The organism is Bacillus sp. 166amftsu, from assembly GCF_900107445.1.
GTDB classification, from domain to species: domain Bacteria; phylum Bacillota; class Bacilli; order Bacillales; family Bacillaceae_G; genus Bacillus_A; species Bacillus_A arachidis.
Genome location: NZ_FNQA01000002.1, coordinates 660,792 through 673,179, shown reverse-complemented (window position 1 = coordinate 673,179; position 12,388 = coordinate 660,792). Strand labels below are relative to the sequence as shown.

General features: G+C 32.7%; 15 protein-coding genes and 1 pseudogene. 10 read left to right on the top strand and 6 right to left on the bottom strand.

The annotated features are described in order from the left end of the window. Positions 1–37 precede the first annotated feature (37 nt). On the bottom strand, positions 38–361 hold the full coding sequence (locus tag BLV40_RS10230) for a hypothetical protein (protein ID WP_090689545.1): 324 nt from the start codon (positions 359–361) through the stop codon (positions 38–40). A 348-nt stretch (positions 362–709) separates the two neighbouring features. Next, on the bottom strand, positions 710–865 hold the full coding sequence (locus BLV40_RS28520; protein WP_170833632.1) for a hypothetical protein: 156 nt from the start codon (positions 863–865) through the stop codon (positions 710–712). 165 nt (positions 866–1,030) lie between these two features. Between BLV40_RS28520 and BLV40_RS29615 the strand changes: the two genes are divergently transcribed. Both BLV40_RS29615 and speD read left to right on the top strand, forming a co-directional pair. Further along, the gene (locus BLV40_RS29615) at positions 1,031–1,159 is read left to right on the top strand and encodes a hypothetical protein (protein WP_255260056.1); all 129 of its coding nucleotides are present in this window, start codon (positions 1,031–1,033) and stop codon (positions 1,157–1,159) included. A gap of 304 nt (positions 1,160–1,463) precedes the next feature. Beyond that, positions 1,464–2,330, top strand: a complete 867-nt coding sequence (speD, locus tag BLV40_RS10225; protein ID WP_090689544.1) for an adenosylmethionine decarboxylase — start codon at positions 1,464–1,466, stop codon at positions 2,328–2,330. A 136-nt stretch (positions 2,331–2,466) separates the two neighbouring features. On the opposite strand, the gene BLV40_RS10220 is transcribed toward speD, so the two are convergent. Then, positions 2,467–2,904, bottom strand: coding sequence for a cell wall hydrolase (locus BLV40_RS10220; RefSeq protein WP_026590926.1), 438 nt, complete (start codon positions 2,902–2,904; stop codon positions 2,467–2,469). Between the two features lie 379 nt (positions 2,905–3,283). On the opposite strand from BLV40_RS10220, the gene BLV40_RS10215 reads away from it, so the two are divergent. The 4 genes and pseudogenes from BLV40_RS10215 to BLV40_RS10205 all read left to right on the top strand — a co-directional run bounded on the left by BLV40_RS10215 (position 3,284) and on the right by BLV40_RS10205 (position 5,431). Then, the gene (locus BLV40_RS10215; protein WP_244525379.1) at positions 3,284–3,424 is read left to right on the top strand and encodes a TetR family transcriptional regulator; all 141 of its coding nucleotides are present in this window, start codon (positions 3,284–3,286) and stop codon (positions 3,422–3,424) included. 19 nt (positions 3,425–3,443) lie between these two features. Further along, positions 3,444–4,151, top strand: a complete 708-nt coding sequence (locus tag BLV40_RS10210; protein ID WP_026590925.1) for a DNA alkylation repair protein — start codon at positions 3,444–3,446, stop codon at positions 4,149–4,151. A gap of 63 nt (positions 4,152–4,214) precedes the next feature. After that, positions 4,215–4,373: pseudogene (locus tag BLV40_RS29245) on the top strand (IS4 family transposase); the annotation flags it as partial. A gap of 341 nt (positions 4,374–4,714) precedes the next feature. Continuing rightward, positions 4,715–5,431: a YrrS family protein gene (locus tag BLV40_RS10205; RefSeq protein WP_026590924.1), complete on the top strand. Its 717-nt coding sequence runs from the start codon at positions 4,715–4,717 to the stop codon at positions 5,429–5,431. A gap of 96 nt (positions 5,432–5,527) precedes the next feature. Here BLV40_RS10205 and BLV40_RS10200 read toward each other — a convergent pair whose 3' ends face one another. Next, entirely contained in the window at positions 5,528–6,061 is a 534-nt protein-coding gene (locus tag BLV40_RS10200) for a GNAT family N-acetyltransferase (protein ID WP_026590923.1), read from the bottom strand. Between the two features lie 286 nt (positions 6,062–6,347). Between BLV40_RS10200 and BLV40_RS10195 the strand changes: the two genes are divergently transcribed. After that, positions 6,348–6,854 carry a DUF3189 family protein gene (locus BLV40_RS10195; protein WP_026590922.1) on the top strand — a complete coding sequence of 169 codons (507 nt, stop codon included), beginning with the start codon at positions 6,348–6,350 and terminating at the stop codon, positions 6,852–6,854. 34 nt (positions 6,855–6,888) lie between these two features. Here BLV40_RS10195 and BLV40_RS10190 read toward each other — a convergent pair whose 3' ends face one another. After that, on the bottom strand, positions 6,889–7,599 hold the full coding sequence (locus BLV40_RS10190; RefSeq protein WP_170833640.1) for a hypothetical protein: 711 nt from the start codon (positions 7,597–7,599) through the stop codon (positions 6,889–6,891). A 565-nt stretch (positions 7,600–8,164) separates the two neighbouring features. On the opposite strand from BLV40_RS10190, the gene BLV40_RS10180 reads away from it, so the two are divergent. The 3 genes from BLV40_RS10180 (at position 8,165) to BLV40_RS10170 (ending at position 11,586) form a co-directional block, all read left to right on the top strand. Continuing rightward, positions 8,165–9,370 (top strand): MFS transporter, encoded by a 1,206-nt coding sequence (locus BLV40_RS10180; RefSeq protein ID WP_090689541.1) that lies wholly within the window; start codon positions 8,165–8,167, stop codon positions 9,368–9,370. 203 nt (positions 9,371–9,573) lie between these two features. Beyond that, a complete protein-coding gene (locus BLV40_RS10175) occupies positions 9,574–10,452 on the top strand; it encodes a glycerophosphodiester phosphodiesterase (RefSeq protein WP_090689537.1) in 879 nt (292 codons plus the stop codon). A 279-nt stretch (positions 10,453–10,731) separates the two neighbouring features. Continuing rightward, positions 10,732–11,586: an alpha/beta fold macrolide esterase gene (locus BLV40_RS10170; RefSeq protein ID WP_026590918.1), complete on the top strand. Its 855-nt coding sequence runs from the start codon at positions 10,732–10,734 to the stop codon at positions 11,584–11,586. A gap of 273 nt (positions 11,587–11,859) precedes the next feature. On the opposite strand, the gene BLV40_RS10165 is transcribed toward BLV40_RS10170, so the two are convergent. Further along, the gene (locus BLV40_RS10165) at positions 11,860–12,327 is read right to left on the bottom strand and encodes a DUF2306 domain-containing protein (RefSeq protein ID WP_026590917.1); all 468 of its coding nucleotides are present in this window, start codon (positions 12,325–12,327) and stop codon (positions 11,860–11,862) included. Positions 12,328–12,388 lie beyond the last annotated feature (61 nt).

Genomic DNA, 12,388 nt, shown 5'->3' with positions numbered 1-12,388 from the left:
TTCCCAGGGGAGATCTCTTACTTCAAAACGGAATCGTTCAATCCTCTGTGTATCTCATCCATCCACTTTCTGATCGCTTTGCTTTAAATTTACCGTAAGATAAAAGTTTCATTGCTGAGCGTATAGCCGTGTAGAAGACTAAGATTCCGATCCACTCATCTTCCATTTCACTAGGATAATGAGTGGACTGGTGAGCATAATAAGCAGCCATGATACAAGGGACTACTTGCTCCGGATCAAGTCCATATGCAGTTGCATCATCGATAATTAATTCAATAATGCTTCGGTTGCTATCTTTAACTTTCTTCTGGATTAACTTTTTTACCGATTCTGGAACTAACTTTAATATTTCATTTTTCATAACTGTCACCTCATTCTTTAACATGTCCAAATAGCTTGGAAAAGCATTGAACGAATTGTATTAAATTGGGGGATTTTGAATCTTACTTACGCAGGGTGTAAACACAATATGAAATCTTCTGGTATTAATTTTATTACGGTTTCTAGTAGCAAAAATGACTTCTTTCATCTGTAATTGATACTCGAGCATTCATTGTTGATGCAAGAGAGGGATGACCACATAGAATCAGGGGTAACAGTATTCTTGATAAACCAGTAAAAAAGGAATGCCACTTACTTGTTATTTATGACAAACAATATCAATAATTTTTAGAAATGAAAAAGCCCAGGGGAAAATCCAGGGCTTCTTTCATTTGTTCTTCGATCTTTCAGTGCGAAGAACAGCGTCATTCGTTGGAGTATTAGGTACAAAGTTACCGTGGCTGTCGATGCTGTGTGCTTCTTTATCGTATTGCCCGTTGGCAGTACGCTTTTTTGTTGTAAACGGGTTTTGATTGTGTCCCATGATTGTCACCTCCAATAAACGTAGTATGCGCCAACAAGTAAGTGTTTTTTCAAAAAGAAAGTTTACAAAAAGTGGTAAAGTAGTTGTTGATATCAACGAATCATATTGTATTAAATCAGTCCTTTTGTACAAAATAGGTACGAATGTTCATAAGAGGGAGGATCAATGATGACGAATCGAAATGATAATCGAAAACGCAAAAACAAATATCCGAATAACCTAAAAAACGATACTGAATTCTCAAAAGATGTGAATGTTAGAAGTGAAGTAACGAAAAAAGATTTAAATAAATAATGTTTTAATTGAGAGTAATCATATTAAATTATTCTTAAACATAGAGTAAACGAAAAGATGTACAAGCTGACATTAGCTTGTACATCTTTTCGTTTACTCTAAATAGCTTTTTTATTCTTTACATGGCTGTTATTCTGAATTTCATTTACCGTATTTTACAATAAGAATAAATTATAACAATACAATAATTACAAGTAATTCTAATGCAAAAAGAAAATGTATGAAAAAAATGTAGAATGGAACTATATTTCATAAAGGATTTCTAAAACATTATTGAGCAGAAAAAAGAATGGGGAATTTTATTATGAAACTAACACCAGAACAACGTATTCAATTGCATGGATTTAATAACCTAACAAAATCATTAAGTTTTAACATGTATGATATTTGCTATACAAAAACAAAAGAAGAACGAGAAGCTTATATAGAATACATAGATGAACAGTATAATGCAGACAGATTAACTAAAATTTTGGAAAATGTCTCAGACATTATAGGAGCACATGTACTGAATATCGCTAAACAGGACTATGTACCACAAGGAGCAAGCGTAACTATATTAGTATCAGAAGGACCAGTGGTAGAAGTACCTACGGAATCATTCACTGAATCTCCTGGACCTCTTCCTGATTCAGTTGTTATGCAGTTAGATAAAAGTCATATCACAGTTCATACGTATCCTGAATATCATCCAGATGAGGGGATCAGCACTTTTAGAGCTGATATTGATGTGGCTACATGCGGTGAAATTTCACCTCTTAAAGCATTAAATTATCTTATTCACTCATTTGATACTGATATTATGACAATTGATTACCGCGTTCGAGGATTTACAAGAGATATAACAGGTAACAAGTTATTTATTGATCACGAAATAAGTTCTATTCAAAATTACATTCCAAATAACGTGAAAAGTCTCTATGACATGATTGATGTCAATGTATATCAAGAGCATATCTTTCACACAAAATGTAAACTGAAAGAATTTGACCTAAACAACTATCTATTTGGCTATACACAAGAGAAGTTACCAGTAAAAGAACGAGAGGAAATTACAAAAAAATTAAAAACAGAAATGGATGAAATATTTTACGGGAAAAACATGAATCATGGATCAATTGAAGAGGGTTTGGATGATAACTCGTTTCAGAGGACTACAAATAATTCATAAGCGTATTTAACAATTCATTAGAGAAATACCAATGGAAAAAGCCTTGCTAGTATATGAAACATAGCCAAGGCTTTTTCTTAACTTTTGAAAGGGAGAATGAATTATAAAAAGGGTTTAAAGCCATATCAAATAAGCGTTATTTTCCAGAATATACTTTGGGGCAATCAATGCTCTTTGGTTTGTAGAAACAATGTTCTTTGTATTGCCCAGCTAATGTTTGATCCCACCAAACAGGAGGACAATTTCCTACGGGATTAAAAAACCAAAGAGAATTGGTTGCGGGATGCCCTCTCCAGTACTCTAGGCATTTCCTTGCCAGTTCTTTGTCAGTTTCTCTTGCACGTTGATAAAAATATCCTTTTGTTACAGCTTCGAATGAATAATTTCCACCTTGCTGTTGGTACACCATTTGTTGAATATTTGTAATTCCTTTAAAATCTAGACAATCACACATGACTCTGTTCACACCGACATTTCCAACATCCAACATACCTTGTTGTCCTTCTCCTTCAGCTTCTGCTCTCATTAGACGAGCTAATAAGTCCACATCACTATCTGTATATGCAATTCTCATTTCTGTCCCTCCCTTCTCTTTACAAATATATGTAAAGAGAATAAAAAACACGAATTAAAAAAATGAATTGCATTCCCATAGATAATTTTCTACAAGTAATTTTTATAAAGAATGGGTCTCCATATAATAAAATATGCTTTTATTATCCTGGTAATAGCAATTAAAGAAACTATCAATGTACAGAGTCCGAAGTATTGGAGGTACTCCAATAAGTAATTTCATGCACCGTATTTATAAGAAAAATAAAAAACAAAACAGTTGCTAAATATAGAAAATTTACATAGACTAGCGTGAGAACTAACGTTCGTAATTCAAAGATACAAATGAAAGGAGAAAAGTGTTGAATAAAAGACGTTATGACATTGAACAAGAAAAATAAGTGATAGCTGAAAAAGTAACCAAACTATTTTCTTATGCAAAGACTTCTGTTAAAGATATTACGAAGTCCTCTGGTTATAGAAAAGGACATATTTATTACCATTATCAAAATAAAGTTACAATTAGAAGGGTCTTAATATAAAGGAAGGAAGTGCAAAACTATGGATTTCGAAAAAGTTATGCAGGAGCTGGAAGCCCTCGGTAAGGAACGAACGAAAAAAATGTACATATCCAATGGTGCGCAAGAGCCGCTTTTTGGGGTAGCTACAGGTGCTATGAAACCAATCGCAAAGAAATTAAAAATGAATCAACGTTTAGCTGAAGAGCTTTATTCCACAGGTAACTACGATGCAATGTACTTTGCGGGCATTATTGCAAACCCAAAAGCTATGAGTGAGTCGGATTTTGATCGTTGGATGGATGGGGCGTATTTTTATATGCTGTCTGATTTTGTGGTGGCAGTAACTTTATCAGAGTCAGATTTTGCACAAGACGTTGCTGATAAATGGATTGCAAGCGGTGACGAACTGAGAATGTCAGCGGGCTGGAGTTGCTACTGCTGGCTTTTAGGGAATCGCTTAGACAATGAATTTTCCGAAAGTAAGATTTCTAATATGCTTGAAATTGTGAAAAATACGATTCATGATTCGCCAGAACGAACGAAATCCGCTATGAATAATTTTCTATACACCGTGGGGATTTCATATTTGCCGTTACATGAAAAAGCAGTCGAGACCACAAAGGAAATAGGTACAGTAGAAGTAAAACGGGACAAGAAAAAAAGCAGTTTCCTAAATGCTTATGAAAGTATTCATAAAGAAATTGATAGAGGGAGGCTTGGTTTCAAACGTAAATATGTAAGATGTTAAAAATTAGCTTAGTATTGGGGTGTTAATCCAAGAAGGATTGACACTCTTTTTTATGATTTCGAGTGCGCTATTTTATTTCTATAGCGCATATTTTCTCTTTTAGTCTAAATCCAACTAAACAATTCGTCTCAAATCCAAAGTCAATATACTTCTTATTTTTAACGTATACGTATTTTAGATGCTACTATTTTTCAAGTTCCTAATCATTTTACCCCCATTTTTCGTTTTTAAATTCCCAAGTATTTCATAAAAATAAATGAATTGTTTAAGTAATCGAAACTTGTATTAAAAATAGTAGAAATATTCTAGCTTAATATGAATTTTATTGTTGAAATTCTGAATATTAAAATGTAATATAGAAAAGCGTGTGTAATAATGTACGAATTAAAAAATGAATTTACAATAGATGTTTGTGTAAGTGATAAGGGGGAAAATGAGAAAGACTATACATATGGAATTTTAAAGTTTATCAACATCAAAAATATGAAAATAAACTTACTAGAGTCTAAAGTAAAGAAAACAACATACAGGTATACTGTAAAAGTCATATGGAGGTTTCAGGAATGGGAAATGAAAGTAGGTTTCAAGAAAAACAACAAACCCGTCGACAGCGCGGTGTTGTTAATATTGGATTAAGTTTGGTATTACTGACAGTCAGCATGGTATCTTATCAGTTATTTTTTACTGATCAAACAAAAGGAAAAGAGCGTCTAGAAGAAAAGAAGGTAGATCAATTAGCATCTAAAGAGGCGAAAAAAAGTAAATTAGAGGAACAAAACGCAAAACAATCAGAAGAAGACGCATCAAAAGAACAATTAAACAAAGAAGTTGAAAAACAAACATTAGCAGAGCAACAAAATCAAGTGAAAGAAACCTCAAAATTACCGGAAAAAGAAAAGCAGCTTAATGAAAATCAAGTGAAAAAACAAGAAGAACAAAAGAATACAAACATGGAAAAGCAGAAGGTGAATGAAGAGGGAACAACTAAAAACCAAACTGAACAAAATAATCAATGGCAGCCAGTTGGTACAGAACAAGGAACAAAACCTGCCATGCAATTTAAAGAGGGAACGACAGATTGGAATGAGATGAAAAAGGCAATTTCCTCCGCTGTTGATGTTCCTGAATCACAAATCATTTATGATTTTATCGGAAATAATGGAACGAATAAAGCATATGGTAATGTGCGAGATAAGCAAAGCAATAAAAAATATAAAGTATACATTGATTGGGTTGAAAATAAGGGATGGAAGCCCGTATCTGTACAGGCTATAAAATAGTTATACCGACAAATGATCTATCAAAATTCAGTATATAAGACAAAGACTCTCCAATCGGAGAGTCTTTTACATGAGTTCCTATTTTTAATATGTTTGCTATTTGTTGATATGGTTATCTTTTCGTTTATCGAATACAAACAGACTAAGTTCTTCAGCATCATTAGCTAACTGAATTAATTGTTCAAACTGTAATCCTATTTTCTTTAATAGCTTAGCTGAAGCGTGGTTCTCTTGAGTAGTAATCCCCACAATACGATTTAGCCCCAATTTATCTTTTCCATATGCCATCACCGCAGAAGCTGCTTCATAGGCATATCCTTTGGCCCAATACTTGGGAAGAAAGGCGAAGCCAATATCTACATCTTCCAGTGAATCTCTTTTTACTAGACCACAAATTCCAATTGGAACATGATCTTCCTTTCGTTCTACTAAAAAAAGACAGAAACCATATTGCTCATACATACGAACCGTTCCATTCAAAATATAAGCTTTTGCATCTTCTATCGTTCTCACACCGCGATCACCTATAAATTGTAACCAAGAAGGGTCATTCAAAAGCTCAAGGATAAATGATGCATCGTCGGTTGTTTGTAGGCGAAGGATAAGACGTTCTGTTTCAAGGATATTCAAAGAGAATACACCATCCTTTCAGTATTATATTCTATCTAGATATCATAATCGTATTGTAACTTAAAACTCAAGTATATTTCTTCGTGAGGTACACATTATATGTTAATCGTTATACAAACGCTTTTTCTGTACGCCACTTGTTACAGTAATAAGTAGAAGATATTATTTTTGAAAGAAATATATCAAATTAATCAAATAAGTTATAAAATCCCCACATTATTTGATTAGTAAATATTGAAATGGTGATACTAATAAACATTGAACACTTATGATAAGGAATGATACCATGATCTTTATTTACACTGATTTTGGCGGAACGCATACAACCTCACTTGCGGCAGCATATCATTTAAACAAATTACCAACCGATCGAAGACTGACCAAAGAAGAAATTTTAAATGTGGATTATTTCAATAAACTCAAAACTTCTGATATGGGAAAAATAATTTTTCATGGGCGAGACGAGAAAGGGAACCCAGTTTACACAATAGGGCACGGAACATCAAAGTTAGTTGTTCCAGCTATGAAGAATTTAGGAGAAATTCTTCAACATCAATATCAAAACAACGAAAAAATCATTTTTTCAAATACATCTCCAACAGTGCCACTTCCTATGACGTTTGGAGGCTTGTTTTCAAGAAGGTTCCATATTGATTTTATTGGTGTTCCATTACTTGTATGGGGAGCAAAGTTGTGTTGTGACAATATACAACGACTTGTAAGTTATACAAAAGAAGCTGGGAGAATGACAAATGATTCTGTCGTTATTTTAGAAAATGAAGTCTTTAAATAAAAAATGCAGGATATATTGCAATCCTGCATTTTTTCTATATTAATTCAACTTTTTTTCGAATAACAATCTTATCAATGTCCTCTTCTTCATCACCAATATATAAGCCACGTTCTTTTAAATATGTTTCAAAATATAAATCCGCTTCTGCACGTTCATCATAAGGTTTTATAGATAAAACAAAGCCTAATTTATTTTGTTCCTCTAAATGAGAAGTAGAGATATAAGCAGGGGTATTATGACGTAAAAATAGCTCCTTAACAGGAATAATCATATCCTTCATTAATTTTGATAGCATACTCATTTCAAAATCAAAGTTAAAGCGGTCAATGCTAGATAAATCAGCAAATACAACCCCAATAAAGCCTGTATTAAATACCTCTTGAAATTCAGCATCTTGAGAATCGTAAAAATTCTTTTCAATTAAGTAATTTTTAAAATAAGCAACACCATCAGCTTGTTCAAAAGGTTTTGTGGAGAGAACAAAACCGATTTTCTTTTGTTTATGTAAATACACACAAGATATATATGCAGAAATATTATGTTCTTTAAATAGAGAGCTTGTTGCTCCTGCAAGACCATCTAACACATGATGGACAATTTGAAGTTTCTTTCGGGCAAAGTAATAGGATTTTTTTTGTAGTTCCAATGTATCAATAAACACAGAACCGATAAAGCCTGTATTTGAGATAGTCGGTGTATGCTTTTTTCTTCCTCTGCGCTTGTTTTGAGCCATTGTAAAAATCATCCCTTCAAGTACGATTGAAATAAAAAAGAACATTTGTTCGCATATCTATATTTTACTATTTAATCACTACAAAGTAAAGGGATTTTTATCAAAAAACAATAAAAAAGACACCTTTTAAAAGGTGTCTTGAACGTAAGTGGGAAGAGGATTCAACCCATATTATTTGTAATTTATATTATGAAACAGAAACAAGCTCTTCTGCATCGTCTACATCTAAATGACAATCCATTGTACGTACATCTTGATCTTCATGACTTCCGAAATAAATAGTAATTTTCATATGTATCGCTCCTTTATTCTAGGAATACCTAAAATAATTACTAGTAATGTTACTGCCTATTATATACCACTTTTTTCATTTCGACAATCTTATCCAGTTTATATTTTCGTTTTGTAAATATTTAGAATTTTTGTTACGATACATATAATTAAACGTAAGGAGGAATTCGCATGTTAAAAAATTTAAAACGAATCTCAAATGAAGGAAGAGGAGTGAATAGCATTTAAGCTAACTTAGCACTCCTATTTCCGCAAAGAATATAAATATCGGAAAGTAGGAGAAAGTTTGAAAAAATATACGCTGGCAAATCATAATATTTCTATTTTATTTTGGGTTCATTTTTTTGGAACAATTAGTTTTTTACAAGCAGTTATGACGTTGTTTTATGTTGAAAGAGGACTCACTCCTTCCAATATTCTCATTGTATTAATGTGCTGGAGTGGAGCGGTTTTAATTGGAGAAGTACCGGCAGGCGTTTTTGCAGATCGCTTCGGCTTAAAACTCTCGTTTATAACAGGCGCTTGCATCAAAATTATAAGTATCTCTATTTTGTTCTTTGCTGATAATATATGGTTATTTTGTTTATATAGCTTGTTGAATGGTTTATCAGTCACTTTCTTCTCAGGTGCTGACGAAGCCTTAATATATGAATCGTTAAAAGAAACGAATGAACAACATCTTATGGATAAAGCGATGGGAAAAATTCAATCGGCTAGCTTTATTTCAATGATGATTGCTGTTATTTTTGGATCTTATTTTGCGAAAGATTTAAAGGAAGAGCAATTTCTTATTTTAATTACACTCGGGCTTTTTTTTCATTTCGTAGAATTATTTTTACTTTTATTTATAAAAAATCCAGCAGCGGGATTTGAATATATTGAGTCACCGTATTCACAAGTAGTCGAAGGAATACAAGTGATTCGAAAAGCACCTCAATTACTCATCATGTTCTTGAATATATCACTTGTATTTATTTCAGCGAGTGCGGTTTTTGATAACTACGATCAACTACTTTTGAAAAATGCAGGAGTTCCTGTATTTGCAATTGGTATATTATATGCAGTCGCTGCAATAGGCGGATATTTTGCATCCATTTCAATAGGATGGTTAACCAAAAAATTCTCTCGTATATTTTTATTAAATCTTTCAGGTGCATTAGCTGTCTGTGGATTACTATTAGCAGCGTGCTTTGGAAATACGTTATGGGTCGTTTTAGGAGCATTTATTATATTACGATTTGTAAGAGCAATAAGATACCCGATTTATTCACAACTGAGTAATGATATAATTCCATCACATGTACGTGCAACCACAATTTCATTGTTATCAGTGCTCGATTCAGTGCTGGATTTAATTATTTTTGGTACGCTATCTTTACTTGCTGTATATGGGTTACCTGTTATGTTTATTGGATGTGCTATCATTGCACTAATAGGTACTTGCTTACCGATTAAAGGTGTAAAGGAAGTACCTAAAAATATTGAATTGTAACTCATAGTAAATAGACCATGCTTTAGGATAGATTCAATCCTGAAAGCATGGTCTGTTTTTTATAAAAATATTGACTATGCAATTATCTGTTATACAGACTGCATAACTTTGTTACAAAACCTTAATAACAAATTTAAGCCTACTTAAATTTTAACGTGTAATATAGATAAATAGAGTAAAAGACTAGGAGTTAAAATATTACTATGAAAAAACCACTTATCACTACAATTATTTTCCTTTGGATAGGAATAAGCATCGTCATTCTACAGCAAACAAAAGAAAAGAATTACATAAAAGCTAAGAACCAATCAGATAATGTAATAACGATTGCTCATAGAGGGGCATCCGCATATGCTCCAGAACATACAATACCAGCTTACAAATTAGGTCAACAATTTAAAAGCGATTATATAGAAATAGATCTTCAAATGACAAAAGATGGGTACTTAATTGCCATGCATGATGATACATTAAATCGAACAACAAATGGATCAGGACTTGTTAAAGATCATACATTGGAAGAAATAAAAAGACTTGATGCTAGTAGTTTCTTTAACAAAAAACATCCCAATCTAGTAAAAGAAGAATTTCAGGATGTAAAAGTACCAACACTTGCAGAAATTATTGAAACGTTTGGACATGATGCTCGATATTATATCGAAACAAAATCACCAGAAGACTATCCTGGAATGGAAGAAAAACTATTAGAAATACTGAATCAATACAAATTAACTGATCCAAGTATTGTAAAGGAAAAAATAATCATCCAATCATTTAGTAAAGAAAGTTTAAAAAGAGTTCATAGTCTAAATTCAAGCATTCCTCTAGTGCAATTATTAACACATAAGGAAGCAACGAGATTAACTAATGAAGACTTTAAGGAGTACAAAACGTATTGTTTGGGCTTGGGCATGAATTATACATCTATGAATGCTACCTATGTTAAAAAAATACAAAAACACGGCTTAGAAATTCACCCATTTACAGTGGATAAAGAGGAAGATATGAAAAAATTGATTGAATGGGGTGTAAACGGCATGTTCACGAATTATCCGGATCGTTTGCAGCACATAAAAAGCTAAAATAAAACATCTTATATTATGATTTGGATGTTTTATTGATCAATATTCATTAGTAATAAAATAGATTAACTACGCTACTAAGACATATTATAATAAATAGTGGGCTAAAGCCTCTTATTCATCTCTTATAAGGAGAGTGTTTAGCATGATTATAAAGTTCAATCGTTTCCGTTAATTTCAGGTACATTTCTATTCGTTCATTTTTCTAAAGTGAATTTTGGGCTGTTTTGATGTACTTTTTTCCAAATAACCAAATTCGAATGAAATGAGGAATGAATTATGAAAGAAAAGATAAATAAAATTAATGGAATTGATATATGCACAGAGAGTTTTGGAGATCCTAATCATCCAGCTACTTTATTGATTATGGGAGCAATGTGTTCAATGGTTTACTGGGATGAAGAGTTTTGCCAAAGATTAGCGGATACAGGGCGATACGTTATTCGATACGATCATCGAGATGTTGGACGTTCCGTTGTCTACGAGCCAGGGAGTTCTCAGTATACTGTAGTAGACATGGCGGATGATGCTGTTGGAGTACTGGATACATACCATATTAATCAAGCGCATATTGTTGGAATGTCCTTGGGAGGTATGATTGCTCAAGTTATCGCAGTAAGACATCCTCAAAGAGTTCTAACAATGACTTTGATTGCATCAAGTATTTATGGGTCTGATGAAAATAATCGAAATTTACCTCCAATGGATGAAAAAATTCTTGCTAATCATGCAAATGGAAGTAAATTGGACTGGACAGATAACGAATCTGTAGTGAATTATTTGGTTAGAGGATCAGCATTACTCTGTGGACCAAAGCATAAATTTGATGAACAAAGAGTTACAAAGCAGGTAACAAAAGAAATAAAAAGAGCAAACAATCTACTCAGTATGTTTAATCATGCACTGCTTAAAGGTGATGATTACTATGAGGGGAAATTAAAAGAAATACATATACCTACTTTGGTTATTCACGGTACCGAAGACACGGCGCTTCCGTATGAACATGGCTTAGCTCTAGCTAATGAAATTCCTAATGCATCGTTACTACCACTAGAGGGAACGGGGCATGAAATTCACTTTGATGATTGGGGTAATATAATTAACGCTATTTCGAAACATACTTCAAGAGTGTAAGTGTAGGAAATTACACAGCTAAAATAGACGATTTAAGGATTTTTCTAATCCGTAGATCGTCTATTTTATTTTAATAATTAATTGACAATGATACAGAAATAGATTTAACATGACGAGTCTAAAGTAAAAAAGAACCCAGTAAAATCTGGATTCTTTTTCTTTGAACTAAAATGATTGCGTCATAATATAAATCATTGAATCTAATTATCGAAGCAGAATATTTACTGCATGATTAATGGTGCTTTTATTATTTTCCAAGAGAGATAGAACTTTTTACTTGTTTGTATGTTTTTTGTATTTTTTTACAACCATTATTGCAAGTGGGGTACCAATCAATGTAGGTAAAAACCAAAACGATAGTTTAGGAAGTAAATTTAATATTGGAATATAGCTCCCGATGTTCACTAAAAGGGCCGTTACAGCACCTATATATGAACCTAGCATACCTCTAATATGATGATGAATCCAATTTTTCCAACGTCTTTTTCTTGCAAGATAACCATAAATAGCAAATGAATAAGAAAAAAGTGCGACATAAAACAAATAAGCAATCTCATTCCAATGTAAAATAGATAATATAATTGCAGTGATGAAAACTACAACGTAAGATGCATGGTAAACTTCACCCCATTCTGTATGAGTTCCTTTTCTCTTTTTTGCAGACATTGCAACCGCCCCTGAAATTAAACATATGGTCCCAAATAGAATATGAATGATTAACAGGATGTGAAAGATATCCAATAAACTTCCTCCTTTGCTACTTTAATATTTTTGGTTTGTTAACGAAGAGATGAAATACATC